General features: G+C 55.1%; 15 protein-coding genes. 11 read left to right on the forward strand and 4 right to left on the reverse strand.

Features of this window, described 5'->3' with window-relative positions:
* Positions 1–24: 24 nt before the first annotated feature.
* The 11 genes from D9980_RS01530 to D9980_RS01580 all read left to right on the forward strand — a co-directional run bounded on the left by D9980_RS01530 (position 25) and on the right by D9980_RS01580 (position 14,766).
* On the forward strand, positions 25–2,163 hold the full coding sequence (locus tag D9980_RS01530) for a peptidase domain-containing ABC transporter (protein WP_121606194.1): 2,139 nt from the start codon (positions 25–27) through the stop codon (positions 2,161–2,163).
* Complete coding sequence (locus tag D9980_RS01535; RefSeq protein ID WP_121606195.1) at positions 2,160–3,323, forward strand: efflux RND transporter periplasmic adaptor subunit; 1,164 nt, start codon at positions 2,160–2,162, stop codon at positions 3,321–3,323. The genes D9980_RS01530 and D9980_RS01535 overlap by 4 nt, the downstream gene beginning before the upstream one ends.
* Positions 3,316–5,271, forward strand: a complete 1,956-nt coding sequence (locus D9980_RS01540) for an ABC transporter permease (protein ID WP_121606196.1) — start codon at positions 3,316–3,318, stop codon at positions 5,269–5,271. The genes D9980_RS01535 and D9980_RS01540 overlap by 8 nt, the downstream gene beginning before the upstream one ends.
* Positions 5,271–6,674, forward strand: coding sequence for an efflux transporter outer membrane subunit (locus tag D9980_RS01545; protein ID WP_121608926.1), 1,404 nt, complete (start codon positions 5,271–5,273; stop codon positions 6,672–6,674). The genes D9980_RS01540 and D9980_RS01545 overlap by 1 nt, the downstream gene beginning before the upstream one ends.
* The gene (locus D9980_RS01550) at positions 6,667–7,917 is read left to right on the forward strand and encodes a beta-ketoacyl-[acyl-carrier-protein] synthase family protein (RefSeq protein ID WP_121606197.1); all 1,251 of its coding nucleotides are present in this window, start codon (positions 6,667–6,669) and stop codon (positions 7,915–7,917) included. The genes D9980_RS01545 and D9980_RS01550 overlap by 8 nt, the downstream gene beginning before the upstream one ends.
* Positions 7,918–7,919: 2 nt before the next feature.
* Positions 7,920–8,720, forward strand: coding sequence for a MaoC/PaaZ C-terminal domain-containing protein (locus D9980_RS01555; RefSeq protein WP_121606198.1), 801 nt, complete (start codon positions 7,920–7,922; stop codon positions 8,718–8,720).
* 17 nt (positions 8,721–8,737) lie between these two features.
* The gene (locus D9980_RS01560) at positions 8,738–8,986 is read left to right on the forward strand and encodes an acyl carrier protein (protein WP_024529318.1); all 249 of its coding nucleotides are present in this window, start codon (positions 8,738–8,740) and stop codon (positions 8,984–8,986) included.
* Between the two features lie 4 nt (positions 8,987–8,990).
* Complete coding sequence (locus D9980_RS01565; RefSeq protein WP_121606199.1) at positions 8,991–9,725, forward strand: SDR family oxidoreductase; 735 nt, start codon at positions 8,991–8,993, stop codon at positions 9,723–9,725.
* Between the two features lie 593 nt (positions 9,726–10,318).
* On the forward strand, positions 10,319–11,707 hold the full coding sequence (locus D9980_RS01570) for an OprD family outer membrane porin (RefSeq protein WP_121606200.1): 1,389 nt from the start codon (positions 10,319–10,321) through the stop codon (positions 11,705–11,707).
* Positions 11,708–11,757: 50 nt separating this feature from the next.
* Positions 11,758–12,084, forward strand: coding sequence for a ChiQ/YbfN family lipoprotein (gene chiQ, locus D9980_RS01575; protein ID WP_121606201.1), 327 nt, complete (start codon positions 11,758–11,760; stop codon positions 12,082–12,084).
* Between the two features lie 18 nt (positions 12,085–12,102).
* The gene (locus D9980_RS01580; RefSeq protein WP_121606202.1) at positions 12,103–14,766 is read left to right on the forward strand and encodes a beta-N-acetylhexosaminidase; all 2,664 of its coding nucleotides are present in this window, start codon (positions 12,103–12,105) and stop codon (positions 14,764–14,766) included.
* Between the two features lie 181 nt (positions 14,767–14,947).
* Here D9980_RS01580 and fur read toward each other — a convergent pair whose 3' ends face one another.
* The 4 genes from fur to ybfF all read right to left on the reverse strand — a co-directional run bounded on the left by fur (position 14,948) and on the right by ybfF (position 17,780).
* Positions 14,948–15,394: a ferric iron uptake transcriptional regulator gene (gene fur / locus D9980_RS01585; protein WP_021805300.1), complete on the reverse strand. Its 447-nt coding sequence runs from the start codon at positions 15,392–15,394 to the stop codon at positions 14,948–14,950.
* Positions 15,395–15,719: 325 nt separating this feature from the next.
* Positions 15,720–16,259, reverse strand: coding sequence for a flavodoxin FldA (gene fldA, locus D9980_RS01590; protein ID WP_024483171.1), 540 nt, complete (start codon positions 16,257–16,259; stop codon positions 15,720–15,722).
* A gap of 203 nt (positions 16,260–16,462) precedes the next feature.
* Complete coding sequence (ybfE, locus tag D9980_RS01595) at positions 16,463–16,750, reverse strand: LexA regulated protein (protein ID WP_021805298.1); 288 nt, start codon at positions 16,748–16,750, stop codon at positions 16,463–16,465.
* A 247-nt stretch (positions 16,751–16,997) separates the two neighbouring features.
* The gene (ybfF, locus tag D9980_RS01600) at positions 16,998–17,780 is read right to left on the reverse strand and encodes an esterase (protein WP_202913972.1); all 783 of its coding nucleotides are present in this window, start codon (positions 17,778–17,780) and stop codon (positions 16,998–17,000) included.
* Positions 17,781–17,952: the final 172 nt, after the last annotated feature.

The raw sequence follows: 17,952 nt of genomic DNA on the forward strand, positions 1-17,952 counted from the left end.
TCTGGAAATTGAAGAAGTCAGATCATGGAAAAGATAATCCCGACGCAGGTTTTTCAAGGTGAAACCAATGAGTGTGGGTTGGCCTGTATCGCCATGCTGGCGCAGACGCAGGGCATCGATGCCCCGCTGGAGAACTTGCGTGAACGCTATCCAGCGTCGCAGCATGGCACCTCGTTGACCACGTTATGCACCATTCTCTCTGAGCTGGCCATACCCGCTTACCCGGTGATTTTCGATCATGGTGAGCTGGCGGAGCTGCCCCTGCCTGCCATTTTACACTATGGTGCCAGCCACTATGTGCTGTTGGCGTACCGCCAAGGCAACTATGTCTGCGTGATGAACCCGGCGATAGGCCAGCAACTGTTGCCCATCGATGCATTAAAACTGGAAATCAGCGGCTACGCGCTGGTGCTGGACAGTGAAAACCAACCCGACCCACAGGCACAGGCTGATAAAAAGCGCAGTACGGGTTTCAAAGCCTTGGAGTGCATGAGCCTGAAAGAGACCGCCAGGATGCCGGGTATCTATCGGTTGATGGTGCTGGCCTTTCTGATTTCCTTAACCCTGTTCATCATGCCGACGATGGTGGGCAGCGCCATCAATCAGGTTTACTCCTCGGCGGGTGACGCCGACTTCCCGTATTTCTATTTCCTGCTGGCATTTTTTGTTTCTACCCTGCTGGCCTTCGCCGTGCGTTGGGTTACGGAGCGGTTTATCAAACGCTTTGTGGTGGTCAACAGCGTAGCCGGTTTCTCACGGTTACTCGGTAATTCGCTCAACTTCTTTGCCAAACGCGCACCGGGCGACGTGTTCAGCCGCTTCTCTAACTGGCAGTTGGCGTCAGGCATCAAGATCGAGCTGGATAACGGCCTGCGTACCGATTGGATTATCGGCGCTATCGCGTTAGGCGTCATGTGTTACATGAGCCCGCTGCTGGCGATGGTCTCTGGCGTTGGCGTTACGCTAATGGGATTGATCAGCGTTTGGGCCATCTACCGCGATCGCTATTACACCCAGCAGTTGCAGGTAAAAACGGCGGAGCAAAGCGACTTTATTCTGGAAAGCATTCAGGGTTTTTCCACCATCAAATCCGCTGGGCTGGATAGCCAGCGCAAAAGCGTGTTTGCCCGCTACGCGCTATCCCTGTTTACCTGCCAGCAACAGCAGAGGATCTATGAGCAGGTCAAAAGCAGCCTGTATCAGCTGATCGGCAGCCTGGAGATGGTGTTTTTCATGCTGCTGGCGTTGCCATTACTGAAAAAGGGTGTCCTGACGCTAGGGGAGTTTTTTGCCTACAGTTTTGTGCGGGAGATTTTCACCTCGTATATCACCAAAATATTCTACGCCATTTTGCAGAAGAACCAGCTGCACGTCATCGATACCCGTGCGCGGGATCTGTTTCCTGCCAGCTCAGAGCATGAAGCAGCACCTAAAACGCTCCCGCAGTTCAGCTCTCGGTTGAGTTTTCGCCATATTGTCTTTGCCTACGATGCTCAACTGCCGGTGCTGCATGATTTGTCGATATCGCTGCAACCCGGCCAACGGATTGCCATTGTCGGTGAATCGGGCACCGGCAAAAGCACGCTGCTGAAAGTGATGACCGGCCTGATGGCACCGCAGCAAGGTGAGGTGGTGGTCGATGGTCAGCCGGTCGATTATCGGCAGATACACACCTTGTTCTTCCTGCAAAGTCAGGAAGATATTCTGTTCAATGCCTCGGTGCTAGAGAACATCACGCTGTTTGATGAGAACGTGGATGAGCATCAACACCAGCGGATTAAGCGTTCCCTTGAGGGGCTGAATCTGCACTCGGTAGTGGAAAAACTGCCGGGTGGGCTCAATGCCCTGATCCGTGAAAGCCATGCCGGGTTGTCCCTGGGGCAGCGCCAACGCCTGTTATTGGCACGGGCAATGTACAGCAACTGCCCGGTGCTGGTGCTGGATGAACCCACGGCCAACCTGGATGAAAATACGGCGCATCAGGTGATGACGACCTTGCTGACCCATTGTCGTGAACAGCACAAAACGCTGATCACCGTGACACATAGCGAAAGTGTGCTGTCGATGTTTGATCGGGTTTATCGCATGGACAATGGGGGGATGGTGCAGGTTGATACCCTGTTCGCAGCGCAACCAGACCTGACAGCGGCAGCATACTCATGAAAATTAAAATGACAGGGAAGAAGTTGCTGATGGCTGTGCTGGCATTGGCCGCATTGAGCGGTGCGGTTGTCTGGTATGCCATGACGCCAACCTCAGAGGGTGCCCTCAATACTGCCGAAATTACCCGCGGTGATATTGAGAAAACCGTGCTGGCTACCGGGATACTTAAACCATTGCTACAGGTCAGCGTCGGGGCGCAGGTCAACGGGCAACTGCAAAAGCTGTATGTGAAACAGGGGGATCGCGTCACTCGCGGGCAACTGTTGGCAGAGATCGACCCCACGTTGCAGCAGAATGCATTGCGTAAATCAGAAGCGGCATTACAAAGCGCTCAGGCGCAGAAGCAGGTCACTCAGGCGATGCTCAAACAGTATCAGCAGGAGTTGACCCGGCAGCGCAGAATGGATCGCGATGGTTCCGGCGTAAAAAGTGAGTTGCAGAAAGCCCAGGCCCAGCTCCAGACGCAGGTCGCCCAGCTAAAGGTGAATGATGCCCAAATCGTTCAGGCACAGATGGAGCTGGAAACGGCCCGCGCCAACCTGGGCTTTACCCGCATTGTCGCGCCGATAGATGGCGAAGTGTTGGGGATTGTCACCAAAGAGGGGCAAACCATTGTCTCTTCTCAAACCGTACCCACCATTTTGGTATTGGCGGATGTCGACACCATGTCAGTGCATACCCGCATTTCAGAAACGGACATTCTCAAGGTTCGCGTTGGGCAGCCACTGTGGTTTTACGTGGTTGCCGATCCGAAAAAGCGCTATGAGAGTGTGATGGGCTCGATCCAGGATGCGCCAGGCGAGGCCTTGCTGGACGACAGCCTCGCGACGTCCTCCAGCCAACAAGCCTCTGCGGTGTATTACAACGGCGTATTTGTGATCGCCAACGCTCAGCGTTTGCTTCGAACCTCAATGACTGCTCAGGTGTTTATCATCACCGAACAGGCCAGGAATATCCTGCGTGTGCCGGTTGCCGCCTTTGGCGCACAGCGGGATGCAGACCGCTATCAGGTGCAGGTGATGAATGGCAAGCAGCTTGAGCTACGCTGGGTCCGTATTGGACTTAATGACCGGCAGTTTGCCGAAGTCAAAGAAGGGCTCAACGAGGGAGATCGCGTGGTGCTGAGCTCCTCGGTGACGGGAAGCGATCATCATGGCTGAACATAGTGAGCCTTTGATCGCCCTGCGCGGCGTATCTCGCCATTTTGTGTCCGGATTGCAGACGGTGGCGGTGTTGAAATCTATCTCACTCACCATTCAGCGGGGCGAAATGGTGGCGATCATTGGCGCTTCCGGATCGGGGAAATCCACGCTGATGAATATCATCGGCTGCCTGGATAAGCCGACTCAGGGGGAGATGTCCATCAAGGGTATTTCCACCCCAGAGGCCAGTAGCGAACAGCTGGCTCAATTACGCAGCCAGTACATTGGGTTTATTTTCCAGCGCTATCATCTGATGCCGTACCTCAGCGCCGCTGAAAACGTCGCCATCCCGGCTCTGTATACGGCGATGCCGACGGCTGAGCGTCAGCAACGGGCCGAGTATTTACTGACCCGGCTTGGGTTGCAGCAGCGTATTCATTACAAACCGGCCCAGCTTTCCGGTGGGCAGCAACAGCGGGTCAGTATCGCCCGGGCACTGATGAACGGGGCGGAAATCATTCTGGCTGACGAACCGACGGGGGCGCTCGATCGTGCCAGCGGCCAGGAGTTAATGGGGATCCTGCACGCACTGCACCAGGCAGGACACACTCTGATTATCGTGACCCACGATCGTGATATTGCCAATCAGGCACAGCGCATCATTGAAATCAGCGACGGTGAGATTATTTCCGACCAGGCCAACTATGCCGTCGCGCCGTTGGAAACCCCGCCAGCGCTGCCGGTTGCCGTGGCTACTGGCCGCACAAGGTTTTGGCAAAGCGTGAAAGAGGCCGTCAAGATGGCCTGGCGGGCCTTGTTAGGGCACCGTGCACGGGCCTTTCTGTCGATGCTGGGTATCATCATCGGTATCTCTTCGGTGGTGTCATCCATGGCGGTCGGGGAAGGGGCCAGGCAAAGTATTCTGAATGAAATCAGCCAACTGGGCACCAGCACGCTGGAGATCCGGCCGGGGCTGGGCTGGGATAATCTCCGCCCCGATTTTGCGCGGGCGCTTACGGTGTCTGATGTCGAACTGCTGGCGGAGCAACCTTTTGTCGATAGCGTCTCGCCGTTGGTCAGCAATACGGTAAAAGCGGTACGTGGAGGCAAGCAGGCCATGGTGTCGATTTCCGGCATCAGCAACGCGTATTTTCGTGTACAGGGCCTGCATTTTCTCTCCGGCAACGGCTTTACCGGGCGTGATCTGGACGAGCGTGAACCGGTGGTGATCATCGATCCGGAACTGCGCGCCACGCTGTTTGAGCCAGATGAGCTGCCCGAGGGGGAGATCATCCAATTGGCGGGTACGCCTTACCGGGTGATCGGTATAGCCGAGCGTAAGGGCGGTAAGTTTAGCGGCATGATGCTTGGGGCGTGGATGCCTTACACCGCGTTGCTGGAGCGTATGTCCGGCAATATGCCGATCGAATCAATAACCCTGCGGGTCAACGACGGTATTTCATTGCGTGAGGTGCAAGGCCGGGTAGAAGCATTACTGGAGCAGGCGCATGGCCAGCGTGACTTTTTCACCCAGACCAATGATCAGATGACGCAGGCCATCCGTAAGGCGTCGGATTCCATGACGCTGCTGATCACCGCCATCGCCGGAATTTCCCTGCTGGTGGGGGGCGTTGGCGTAATGAATATCATGCTGGTATCCGTGACAGAACGAACCCATGAGATCGGCATCCGCCTGTCGGTTGGGGCGCGTCCTGCGGATATTATGCGCCAGTTCCTGATCGAAGCGATGGTGATCTGCTCGCTGGGTGGGCTGATTGGCATTATCGGTGCCGGGCTGGCCGGGGTGATTTTCTCCTGGGTAACGCAGGAATTTTCCATGATCTTTACCTGGCCACCGATGGTGCTGGCCTGCGGATTCTCGGCGCTGATCGGCCTTGGGTTTGGCTTTTTCCCTGCGCGTAACGCAGCGCGCCTTCACCCTACGGAGGCGTTGGCACGCGAATGATGATGGGCAGACTTTCCTGGACACTGTTATTCCCCTTATTGCTGACAGGGTGTGGCTCATTAGTCAAAAGCGACTATCAGCAGCCCATGCTTTCTGTGCCCTCCGAATGGCGGCAGCAGGAGAGCGGGGCAGGTTATTTACAGCACAGCCAACGCTGGTGGGACAGCTTTGACGATCCACAGCTCTCGACACTGATTGGTCGGGTGCTGACCAGTAACAACGATTTGGCGATTGCCGGATTGCAGCTACAGCAGGCGCGATTGGCGGCGGGGTTAACCAATACCAACCTGACACCGGACGTTGCGGTTAGCGGCGGTGCAAGCAATGAAAAAAACCTGCGCAGCAATACCACCCCGACGGAGTCTTACCGTACCTCGCTGGATCTGAGCTATGAATTGGATTTGTGGGGCAAGCTGGCGCGGGCCAGAGAGCAGGCCCAGTGGCAGGTTGAGGCCTCGGAGCAGGATCGGCAAAACACTGCGTTGATATTGATCGGTGATACCGCGCGCTATTACTGGCAGATCGCCAGCCTCAATCAGCAGATCACGCAACAGCAGACCGGGCTGCAAATCAGTAAGCAGACGCTCGACATGGTGCAATCCCGCTACGCAGCGGGCGCGGCTGGGCAACTTGATGTATTGCAGGCGCAGCAATCGGTGATCGAGCGTGAAAACCGGCTGCGCCTGTTGCAACAACAGCGCGAGGAGGCCCGCAACGCGTTGGCCATCCTGTTCAACCGTTCGCCCACCGATCGTCAGGTAGAGCGAGCTTCTCTGGACACTCACCAGGATGTGCCAATAGCCAGGATGCTGCCGGTTGAGGTTATCGCCCGCCGCCCGGATGTGAAAGCGGCGGAAAGCCAGCTGCGCGCGGCGTTGGCGGGTTCGGATGTGGCCCGCCTAGGCTTTTATCCGACGCTTTCATTGAGTGCATCACTCGGCGCTGCCAGTAATGTTTTCCAGCAGTGGTTCAGCAATCCGGCCAGAACATTGGGTGCTAATGCTGCCTTACCGTTTGTGGAATGGAACACCGTACAACTGACCATCGAAAAGTCGGATCTGGATGTCAAGCAGGCGGCGATTGTCTTTCGCAGCACGGTCTACAGCGCCTTGTCCGATGTGGATAACGCCATGACGCAGCGGCTTGGCTATCAGCAGCAAAGAAAAAACCAGCAGCAGAATCTGCAGCTAGGCCAGCAGCGTTTAGCGCTGGCGACTAGCCAATACCAGGCGGGAGCCGTTTCTTTCCAGACTTTGCTGGATGCAGAAGATGCCCTGCTGACCATTGAAAATAATCTGGCGGATCTGCAGTACAGCTACCTCAATGCCACCATGAAACTCTGGCTGGCACTGGGCGGTGGTGTGGCAAAAGACAATGACAGGGAAAGGGGAAATCATGAATAAAGGTTTAATGCCGCGCCGAGTGGTGGTCACCGGTTACGGGGCGGTGACGCCGCTGGGAATGAATGCAGCGCAAAGCTGGGCGGCGATCATGGATTATCAGCTAGGTTACCGTTATTACGATAAATCCAGCGTCGGGATCCAGTCACGTTTTCTGGGGCTGATCGACGAGGAGCCTAGCTTGAAAGGGGTTCCTGCGGCGATCCGTCGTCGCCTGCCGCGTTTTGCCCGGCTGGTGTTGGCCGCGGCCCGTGAGGCGATGGGCATGGCGTTTCAGGGTGAAAGCCCGGCGGCCTATTACGATCTGCTGGAGTGCGGCACGATTATGGGCAGCGGCTGGGCGGGGCAGGATGAAACTCATATGAATTATGAAGGCTATCTGCGCACGGGGTTGGGGTCACCGTTTGGCTGTTTCCTGTCGATGCCTAATGCGGCTACGGCGGCATGCAGCCTGTTCTGGGGCCTGCGCGGTTATCAAAACAGCCCGATTGCAGCCTGTGCGACCGGGACGATCGCCATCGGGGATGCTTTTGAGGTGATCCGCAGTGGACGCGCCTCCATGATGCTTGCCGGAGCCGGGGAGTCGCTGCGTACCGATGCCGCAGTGTGGAACATCGATATCCTTCGCGCGTTGGCGAGCGAGCAGGAAGACATCCGCAAGGCCTGCTGCCCGTTCAGCCTGGATCGCAACGGTTTTGTGCTGTCAGAAGGGGCGGCCGTTTTGTGCCTGGAAGAACGGGAAGCCGCGCTAGCTCGCGGGGCAACTATCCTTGGCGAGATCAAAGGCTACGGTAATTATTCCGATGCCGTCGATTTTACTGCCCCAGCCGAAGACAAGCTTGCCCGGGTCAAGACTATCGCGCGAGCATTGGACCAGGCGGGATTGGCGGCGGCTGATATCGACTATATCAATGCGCATGGCACCTCTACGCCGCTCAACGATCTGAACGAAACGCAGGCCATCAAACTGGCCTTCGGTGAAGCCGCTTTTAGCACACCACTTTCCAGTACCAAATCTTACTCCGGGCATCTTATTGCGGCGGCGGGCAGTTTTGAATCCATTATCTGCCTGCAAGCCATGCAGCATCAGATGATGCCCGCGACCTGCCACCTGACGAATGCCGATCCACAATGCGATCTGGATTACATCGGTGAGGGGCATCGCTCTGCACCGTTACAAAACACGCTGAATCTGAGCTTTGGTTTTGGCGGAGCCAATGCGGCCTTGGTGATTGGGCAGGCATGAGTATGGATCTCACTTATAGCGTGCAAGATGCTGAAGCCTGGGCCGCATTTTCTGGCGATTACAATCCGATCCATTTTGACCTGCAACAGGCGCGCAAGATCGGTGTGGCGCAACTGAGCGTACATGGCATGCGTGCGATGCTGGATATGAAACGCCACCTGAGCACAGCCCTGTTGGCTACAGCTCAGGATCAGGATGGCTGTACCTTCCGCGCACGTTTGCGCCAGCCAGTGTTGTGCCAGACGTCGTATCAGTTGCAAATTGCCAGCAAGGGAAGCTCGGTGACCGGTGCGCTGCTGGACAGTACCTCGCAGGAACGCTGTTTTAGCAGCACGCTGACTTCGGCCCCACTCTTGCCATCGAGTGCTGGCGTGAAGGAACACTCGCTAACGACTGCTGAAGTAATGGCACTAGCCCGCCTGTTTCCCGGAGAGGTCTCTGATATCACTCAGACCTGGGGGTTCTTTGATGCGCTGTTATTTCAGCTGTTGGTGCAATCCCCGGCAACGCTGGCGACGCTGAGCGCAGCGTTTCCCGAACTGGCTGCCGAGACGCTGCTCGACGTGTTCGCACAGATCCCGGTGGTGCAGACACACCATGAAACCCACTTTAGCGCCCAACTTTTTACCCCCGATCCCCATTTTCACCTTGAAGAGCGGCTGTACTACCAGATTTCGCCCATGCTGATCATGGGGGATAAACACAGCGGCCTGGTATTACGGGCGGAGATCCAGGCTAACACGCTGTCGCAGCCGCTGATAACAACGGCAGTCACCTTGAAAACCTGGCCGTTGGTCAGTTAACAACATAAGGACATACCATGGAAAAGTACCAACAAGTTTACCTCACCGTCAGCGAAATGATCTGTGATGCCAAAGATCTCGAGATGGACGACCTCTCGCCAGAGATGCCCTTGCATCAGCTCAAACTCGATAGCCTGGATTACGTCGAACTGATGGTGCTGGCCAAGCGTGAATTCGGGGCTACGTTGAGTGCCGAAATGTTTATCGATAAACCCAATATGACACTGGGTGAACTGTGCCAATCTCTGGCCGAACAGCAAAAATAAGCCTATGACCAGACAATGGGTATTAGTGACCGGCGGTAGCCGGGGGATTGGCCGCGCGCTGGTGGAAGAGTTAGCCAAACGGTGGAACGTGGTGTTGACCTGCCGTAGCGATCAGTCGTCCTCAGCCGAGGTGATTGAGGCCTGCGCGGGTTTGCCTGGCTGGGTGGAAAGCGTTGTTTGTGATGGCAGTGATGAACAGGCGGTGAACCTTGCAGCACCGGAGCTATTGGCCCGCCTCGGAGCGCCTTTGGCTGTGATCCATAATGCGGGGATCGCCCAAGACAGTTTGCACATCCAACAAACGAGCGAGCGCTGGCGGCAGGTGATGGACACTAACCTCAATGCCGTATTCTACTGGAACCGCCACCTGCTGCCAGCCATGATGGGGCAGGGCGAAGGTGCCATCGTACTGATGTCTTCGGTAACGGGGATCAAGGGCAATGTAGGGCAAACGGCTTACGCTGCCAGCAAATCGGCGATGATAGGCCTGGCCAAGTCACTGGCGTTGGAGGTGGCGCGCTTTAACATCCGAGTGAATTGCCTGCTGCCTGGGATCATTCACAGTGAGATGACAGACGCGATCCCACCGGAGGCGCTGAAGGCGCTGCGCAAACAAATCCCACTGCGGCGTTTGGGCAAGGCCAGCGAAGTCGCCAGGGCGGCGGTATTTCTGATCGACGATGACAGTCGTTATATGACAGGACAGAGCCTGATCCTCGACGGAGGGTTAACTGCCTGACCCACTTGGGACGAACATGTTCGTCCCTACAAATCCCGCACCTAAACCAGTGTACATGCTGCGTCCGTTTCGGCTTTTTTTATCCCTAAAACCAACCCTCCCTTGCGTTGGTGTTAGCGGTGATCACGCTTGTTTTTTTCTAAGAATTAACTTGGTTGTCACCGCGTATCATTTTTCATCATCTCGACTTATATATTCGCGATGCGAATTAATATCATTTGTAGAGCGCTCTCATTTTTGGCGCCAATCGGCGTATTCCGCTTGCTGAAACCTTTCAATCCACAGGGGATTAGCTTTTTTAAGCTTTTATTATATGATTTTATTGGTAATTTTTTATAAATAGTGACCTTGCTCATTATTGTAACGAATTATCATCAATGTGTGCACCTTGTCATACTTTGACAAATCTCTCTCATTTTTCATTTGATAATTCGCGTCGCGAAAAATAGTCTAGCTACAGTATCAAGGCCGAGGTGAATTTTATCATCCGGCACAATTTTACCCTATTAGGGTTTTTTTATTAGCGACCGTGCAGGGCAGTGGTGAACGCAGGCGGGCGCACTTTAAAGTCAAAGTCAAAGAGGAATTTTCTTATGGGTACGCACGGTGCTCAGCGTAAAACGCTGGCGCTCGCAGTCGCGGGTGCAATATTAGGAAGCGGATTCGTCATGGCCCCAGAAGCGCAAGCCGAAGGGTTTATCGACGATTCTACGCTGACCGGTGGGGTCTATTACTGGCAACGTCAACGCGATCGCAAAGACGTTGAAACCGGTGATTTTAAAACCAACCTCTCTCACTCCACCTGGAACGCCAACCTGGATTTCAACTCCGGCTATGCGGCGGACATGTTTGGCATCGATGTGGCGGCGTTCACCGCCATCGAAATGGCAGAATCCAGCGAGAGTGGCCACCCGAACGAAATCGCGTTCTCCAGCCGTAACCGTACCTATGACGAAGATTACTCAGGCGATAAAAGCGGTATCAGCCTGTATAAAGCGGCCGGTAAGTTCAAGTACGGCCCGGTCTGGGCGCGTGCCGGTTATATCCAGCCAACCGGGCAAACGTTGCTGGCCCCGCACTGGAGCTTTATGCCGGGTACCTACCAGGGTGCTGAAGCCGGTGCCAACTTTGACTATGGCGATTCAGGTGCGTTGAGTTTCTCCTACATGTGGACCAACAAGTACAAAGCGCCTTGGCACATCGAGATGGACGACTTCCGTCAGAACGATCGCAAGACCGACGTTTCCTACCTGCACTCACTGGGTGCCAAATACGATTTCAAAAACGATCTGGTGCTGGAAGCCGCATTTGGCCAGGCGCAAGGCTACGTGAATCAGTATTTCACCAAGGCATCTTACAAGTTTGACCTGGCCGGTAACCCGATGACTACCAGCTACCAGTTCTACGGTGCTGAAGATCGTATCGGTGACAATAGCGATCCGAACAGCATCTATGATGGTCTGGCATGGTTGCAGGCGCTGACCTTCGGTTATACCACCGGCCAGTTCAACTGGCGCCTGGAAGGCACCATGGTCAAGGCGGAAGGTAACCAAGGCTTCTTCCTGCAGCGTATGACCCCGACTTACGCCTCCTCAAACGGCCGCCTCGATATCTGGTGGGATAACCGCTCCGACTTTAACGCCAACGGCGAAAAAGCCGTGTTCGGTGGCGTGATGTATGACCTGAGCAACTGGAACCTGCCTGGCATGGCCGTCGGCGCTTCCTACGTTTACGCCTGGGACGCCAAGCCAAGCACCAACCCGATTTACGATCAGAGCCAGCGCCTGAGAGAGAGCGCTTACAGCCTGGATGCGATGTACACCATGCAGGACGGTCGCGCCAAAGGCACTCTGTTCAAACTGCACTTCACGCAGTATGACAACCATTCCGATATTCCAAGCTGGGGCGGCGGTTACGGCAACATCTTCCAGGACGAGAAAGACGTCAAATTCATCGTTATCGCACCGTTCACCATCTTCTAATGCGCTCCCCGGTGGCCAGGCTGCCGGGGAAATGCCACAGGACTTTAACCATGAAAAAACTGATGCTGATTATGGTCGCGGTTGCCGGGCTTAGCGCCTGCTCGCAATCGGCCGCGCCACCGGAAGATGTCAAGCTGCGCCAGGCCTACAGCGCCTGTATCAATACCGCGGAAGGTTCACCAGAGAAATTGCAGGCCTGCCAGGCGGTGCTGAACGTGTTGAAGCAGGAGAAACAGCACCAACAGTTCGCTGAGCAGGAAACCGTGCGGGTGCTGGATTACCAAAGCTGCATCCAGGCTGCCCATACCGGCAATGGCCAGGCGTATGACGCCAAATGCGGCAAGATTTGGAAAGAAATTCGCGCTAACAACAACTGATTACGCAAGAGGTTGCAGATGAACAAGTTTAAGATGAGTGCTCTCGCCGCCCTGACGGCTACCGTTGGGCTATTGGGCAGCGTAGGTTCTGCCATGGCCAACCAGCAGGTGGTTGATCAACTCAGCCAGCTGCAGGTCAATCTGAAGATGTTGGACAACCGTGCCGCTGAGAACGGCGTGGACTGTGCCAAGCTGGGTGCCGACTGGGCGTCCTGCCACAAGGTGCTGATCACCTTGACCAACGGCAATCAGGAAATCAAAGATAAAGACTGGGCGATCTATTTCCACAGCCCGCGCCAAACGTTGAAGGTTGATAACGACCAGTTCAAAATCACCCACATTACCGGCGATCTGTATAAGCTGGAACCGACGGACAAATTCACCAGCTTCCCGGCCAAACAGGCGGTGGAAATCCCGATTATCGCTGAATACTGGCAGCTGTTCCGCACCGACTTCCTGCCGCGCTGGTATGCCACCTCCGGTGATGCTCAGCCGAAGATCCTGTCAAATACCGATACCGAAGATGTTAACCAGTTTGTTGCCCCGTTCACCGGTGACCAGTGGAAGCGTACCAAGGATGACAACAACATTCTGATGGTGCCGGAAAGCCGCTTCACCAAGAACCAGGATCTGAAAGTGTTGCCAATGGCATCGCTGCGTGGGCAAATCATCCCAACCCCGATGGAAGTTAAAGTCCATGCGAAGGATATTGACCTGAGCAAAGGCGTGGCGCTGGAGCTGAGCGCGTTGACCAAGCCAGCGGCAGATGCAGCAGCCGAGCGTTTTGCCTTGCTGGGCATTGAGAGCCAGGCGAACGGTTATCCAATCAAGACGGATATCAAGCCAGCGGCATTCAAAGGCGATCAGGCCGTGCCAGGTGCCTACCAGCTGAAGATTGGCGAGAAAGGTGCCGAGATCGTTGGTTTCGATCAGACCGGCGTGTTCTATGGTCTGCAATCCATCCTGTCGTTAATCCCTTCGGATGGCAGCAAGAAGATCGCCACCCTGGATGCCAAAGATGCACCGCGCTTCCAATACCGCGGCATCTTCCTGGACGTGGCGCGTAACTTCCACCAAAAAGACGCCGTATTGCGCCTGCTGGATCAAATGGCAGCTTACAAGCTGAACAAATTCCACTTCCACCTGACGGATGACGAAGGTTGGCGCATTGAGATCCCTGGCCTGCCAGAGTTGACCGAAGTGGGCGGCCAGCGTTGTCATGACCTGAGCGAGACCACCTGCCTGATGCCACAATACGGCTCTGGCCCGGCACCGCACGGTGGCTTCTTCTCCCGTCAGGACTATATCGACATCGTTAAATATGCTCAGGCACGCCAGATTGAAGTGATCCCTGAGATCGACATGCCGGCGCACGCCCGTGCGGCGATTACTTCCATGGAAGCTCGCTACAAGAAGCTGCTGGCCGAAGGGAAAGAGAAAGAGGCCAACGAGTTCCGCCTGGTGGATCCGACCGATACCTCCAATACCACCTCTGTACAGTACTTCAACCGTCAGAGCTACCTGAACCCATGCCTGGATTCCTCCAAGAACTTCGTGGACAAAGTGATTGGCGAAGTGGCCCAGATGCACAAAGAGGCCGGTCAGCCGCTGAAAACCTGGCACTTTGGTGGGGACGAAGCGAAGAACATCCGTCTGGGCGCTGGCTATACCGACGTGAAAAACCCGGAAGCGGGCAAGGGCATCCTCGATCTGAGCAAAGAAGACAAGCCGTGGGCCAAATCGCAGGTTTGTCAGGCCATCATCAAAGACGGCAAAGTGGAAGATATGGAACACTTGCCAAGCTACTTCGGTTTGGAAGTCAGCCAGTTGGTTAAAGCGCACGGCATTGACAGAATGCAGGCGTGGCAGGACGGCCTGAAAGATGCCAAAGACTCGAAGGCCTTCGCGACCAACCATGTGGCGGTGAACTTCTGGGATACCCTGTACTGGGGTGGTTTCGACTCGGCTAATGACTGGGCGAACAAGGGTTATGACGTGGTGATCTCTAACCCGGACTACGTCTACATGGACTTCCCGTATGAAGTCAGCCCGGACGAGCACGGTTACTACTGGGGCACCCGTTTCAGCGACGAGCAGAAGATCTTCAGCTTTGCGCCGAACAACCTGCCGCAGAACGCCGAAACCTCGGTTGACCGTGACGGTAACCACTTCACCGCCAAGAGCGACAAACCATGGCCGGGCGCATATGGTCTTTCCGCCCAACTGTGGAGCGAAGTGGTGCGTACCGACCAGCAGATGGAATACATGATTTACCCACGTGCCGTGTCGCTGGCAGAACGTGCATGGCACCGCGCCAGCTGGGAGCAGGATTACAAAGCTGGCCGTGAGTACAAAGGTGGTGAAACCCATCAGGTCGATACCAAAACTCTGGATCAGGACTGGCTGCGCTTTGCCAACCTGATTGGCCAACGTGAGCTGGCCAAGATGGATAAAGCGGGCGTGAGCTATCGCCTGCCGGTCCCAGGTGCACGCATCATCGGTGGCAAGTTGGAGGCGAATATCGCTCTGCCGGGCCTGGGAATTGAATATTCCACCGACGGCGGTAAACAGTGGCAGCGTTATGACGATAAAGCACGCCCATCGGTAGCGGGTGACGTGCAAATCCGTGCAATCAGCCCTGATGGCAAACGCTTCAGCCGTGCCGAGCCAGTGAAAGCGTAAGTGAGAACTCCGCCCACCTACGTGTCGGTAGAGGGGCGGAGATAGTGCGAGGTGAGAGCAAACTGCAATTGTGATAATTGAGTGGATATTTTTCCCCGGCCTGTCCGGGGATTTTTTTGCCTGTCATCCGGGCATAAAAAAACCGCCGTGTAGGCGGTTTTCGCGTTCTGGCTGGCCAGAATCAGTTCTTGTTGTGCAGCGTTTCGTTCTCGCGGCAATCACCGGTTTCACAGTGGCCGTACAGGTACAGGCTGTGGTTGGTGAGCTTGATACCGTGTTGCTTGGCGATATCGCGCTGACGCACTTCGATGGATTCGTCGCTGAACTCGATCACTTTGCCGCAGTCCAGGCAAATCAGGTGATCGTGGTGGTGTTGCTGAGTCAGTTCGAAAACCGACTTGCCACCTTCAAAATTGTGGCGGGTCACAATACCTGCGTCGTCAAACTGGTTCAGCACGCGGTATACCGTGGCCAGGCCAATTTCTTCACCCATATCTATCAGTTTTTTGTACAGATCTTCCGCACTGACGTGATGGCATGCCGGATCCTGCAAGACTTCCAGGATTTTGAGTCGCGGAAGAGTGACTTTTAAGCCAGCCTTCTTCAATGCGGAGTTGTTATCAGTCATGCGGATTCAGTCCTGTTACTATGCTAATCAAGTTGAGGCGTTCTCGCCTATGGCATCGGTTGGCACAAAGCGTTAATTGCGTCTCATTATAGAACCGGTTGCTGCAAATAGAAACCGCCGGTTGTTAACAAACATATCTTTGCACGTTTACAGGGTAATCATGCAAAGCTTTGATGGATGGGATAAACCGATATCTCAGTCTACCGTGGCGAGGTAGGAAGTTACAAACTTGTAGCTTCTATTGCTCTAATCCGTGATGCCGATAACAGAAGGGCGCGCTCTACGGCGCCCTTGCTATGTGTTACCTATCCGCCGGGGCAGAGGCTTAGCCGACGATCTCGGCCAGGCTCAGCTCTTCAGTGATTTGCTTGACCCAGGCGTCTACACGTTCGTTGGTCAGCTCAGGTTGACGATCTTCGTCAATGGCCAGCCCGACAAAGTGATCATCGTCTGCCAGACCCTTGGAGGCTTCAAAATGGTAGCCTTTGGTTGGCCAGTGGCCGACGATGGCCGCACCGCGTGGTTCAATGATGTCGCGGATGGTGCCCATCGCATCGCAGAAATATTCCGCGTAGTCTTCCTGATCGCCACAGCCAAACAGCGCCACCAGCTTGCCGTTAAAGTCGATGTCTTCCAGCGTCGGGAAGAAATCATCCCAGTCGCACTGGGCTTCGCCATAGTACCAGGTTGGGATACCGAGCAGCAGGATATCAAACGCTGCCAGATCTTCTTTGCTGCTTTTGGCGATGTCGTGGATTTCTGCCACGTCGTTGCCGAATTTTTGCTGAAGCGTCTTTTGGATCATCTTGGCAATGTTTTCGGTATTGCCAGTGTCGCTGCCAAAGAAAATGCCTACATGAGCCATAGTAAAGATAACCTTTTAATTCAAATGAATGTGTTGCGTAAACGCGGCCTGAGGCGCTGCCAAGGGCAGGCTTGCTCAGCCGTAAATGCGTATCATGCCAGAAATTTGCCCTGAGGTTTTATCGCGTTTATGCGATGCCTCTGCGGAGGTGGAACCGATCTGGCGTCATCCTTAACGCCGCGCCGCCTATGCGACAGCAGAGATCAGTGTTCTGGCTGTTCTTCTGCCAGTTGAGCCAACAGCATTTGTTCGATCAATTCGCTGCGGCTGATATTGCGCTGGTCGGCCAGTTTGTTAAGAGCATCTACCGCGTCTGCGTTGATTTTCAGCTCCACACGCCGTAATCCACGCACTTTGTCCCGTCGTAGCTGATTGCGCTTATTAATTCTAAGCTGTTCATCACGGGAAAGCGGGTTGGTTTTCGGGCGCCCTGGACGGCGTTCATCTGCGAACAGATCCAGCGTCGTGCGATCCGTTTGTTCTTTTGCCATTGTTGCGCTACTGCAAGGGAGTTTGCATCAAAAAGCGGTTTACGCTTCCAGACGGTTCGATTTACACAATTCGGGCCAATAAACCCTAACCCAAATTCACCCCCAGCCAAGCGCAGCTTCACACCTGGACAGGGTGGCAAAATTATAGCGCGCCATATTACCCCAGCAGATGGAGCGACGACAATGCCTAACTTAGCTACAAACGCGCTAAGCTATTCTCTCTAGCGCGTTTTTTCGCCACTTGAGCTCAGGGCTGGTCAATAAAGCGGTGGATTGCCCGTAATACGGCGTCCGGTTTCTCCGCATGGACCCAGTGACCGGAGCCTGCAACCACATAGGCGCGCGCCTGCGGGAACTGGCGGGCGATGTCATCGCGGTAGCTATCCTGCACGTAAGGCGAGAGGCCACCACGGATAAACAGCGTCGGGTGCGGCCAGGGTGGAACCTCTTGCCAGCCGATAATGTTCTCATATTGCTCGATCAACACCGGTAGGTTGAACCGCCAACTGCCAGCATGGAAAGATTTCAACAGAAACTGGATCACACCTTCTTCATCCAGCGTGGCTCGCATGAGCTGCGCAGCCTGCTGACGCTGGGTGATACCCGCATCGGTGACGGCTTGCAGTGCGGTAAAGATCTGGTCATGGCGGCGGGTGTCGTAATCCACCGGGGCGATATCGATCGCCACCAGCCGTTCAATCCGCTCCGGGGCTAGCGCGGTCAATGCCATCGCCGCCTTGCCGCCCATTGAGTGGCCGATTACGATGGCTCGCTCGATTTGCAAGTCGTCTAACAGCGTCAACAGATCCTGCGCCATCGCCGGGTAGGTCATCTCCGCCGCGCGCGGTGACAGCCCGTGATTGCGCAGATCGACCTTGATCACCGTATGCTGCTGGTTCAGGTCGCGCGCCAGCACGCCCAGATTATCCAGATTACCGAACAGACCGTGGATCAGCAAGATTGGTAGGCTCGCTGGCGTAGCAGCCTCTGCGGCCAGTAATTGATAATGTAATTTCATGGTGAAGTTCATGATGTTGAGATAATGAGTTAGGTTATCATGATTGCAGAGATATTGGTTTGTTCGCAGAATTTTGCCGATATTTCATGGTATGGTGAGGGGTTGGCGGCCAAGGCGGTTGGCTAAAGTCTGCTTTTGCCGTTTGGGAGAACATTGTAGTGTTCGCACCCGCGCTTTTAACCTT

This window comes from Serratia sp. 3ACOL1 (assembly GCF_003668775.1).
GTDB lineage: Bacteria > Pseudomonadota > Gammaproteobacteria > Enterobacterales > Enterobacteriaceae > Chania > Chania fonticola.

Excerpts from the sequence above, each read along its gene's own strand:
- chiQ (WP_121606201.1), top strand. The coding sequence starts at position 11,758 with ATGAAAAAACTGATGCTGATTATGGTCGCGGTTGCCGGGCTTAGCGCC.
- D9980_RS01565 (WP_121606199.1), top strand. The coding sequence starts at position 8,991 with ATGACCAGACAATGGGTATTAGTGACCGGCGGTAGCCGGGGGATTGGC.
- ybfF (WP_202913972.1), bottom strand. The coding sequence starts at position 17,780 with ATGAACTTCACCATGAAATTACATTATCAATTACTGGCCGCAGAGGCT.
- D9980_RS01570 (WP_121606200.1), top strand. The coding sequence starts at position 10,319 with ATGGGTACGCACGGTGCTCAGCGTAAAACGCTGGCGCTCGCAGTCGCG.
- D9980_RS01545 (WP_121608926.1), top strand. The coding sequence starts at position 5,271 with ATGATGGGCAGACTTTCCTGGACACTGTTATTCCCCTTATTGCTGACA.
- D9980_RS01535 (WP_121606195.1), top strand. The coding sequence starts at position 2,160 with ATGAAAATTAAAATGACAGGGAAGAAGTTGCTGATGGCTGTGCTGGCA.
- fur (WP_021805300.1), bottom strand. The coding sequence starts at position 15,394 with ATGACTGATAACAACTCCGCATTGAAGAAGGCTGGCTTAAAAGTCACT.
- D9980_RS01530 (WP_121606194.1), top strand. The coding sequence starts at position 25 with ATGGAAAAGATAATCCCGACGCAGGTTTTTCAAGGTGAAACCAATGAG.
- ybfE (WP_021805298.1), bottom strand. The coding sequence starts at position 16,750 with ATGGCAAAAGAACAAACGGATCGCACGACGCTGGATCTGTTCGCAGAT.
- fldA (WP_024483171.1), bottom strand. The coding sequence starts at position 16,259 with ATGGCTCATGTAGGCATTTTCTTTGGCAGCGACACTGGCAATACCGAA.
- D9980_RS01550 (WP_121606197.1), top strand. The coding sequence starts at position 6,667 with ATGAATAAAGGTTTAATGCCGCGCCGAGTGGTGGTCACCGGTTACGGG.
- D9980_RS01560 (WP_024529318.1), top strand. The coding sequence starts at position 8,738 with ATGGAAAAGTACCAACAAGTTTACCTCACCGTCAGCGAAATGATCTGT.
- D9980_RS01580 (WP_121606202.1), top strand. The coding sequence starts at position 12,103 with ATGAACAAGTTTAAGATGAGTGCTCTCGCCGCCCTGACGGCTACCGTT.
- D9980_RS01555 (WP_121606198.1), top strand. The coding sequence starts at position 7,920 with ATGGATCTCACTTATAGCGTGCAAGATGCTGAAGCCTGGGCCGCATTT.
- D9980_RS01540 (WP_121606196.1), top strand. The coding sequence starts at position 3,316 with ATGGCTGAACATAGTGAGCCTTTGATCGCCCTGCGCGGCGTATCTCGC.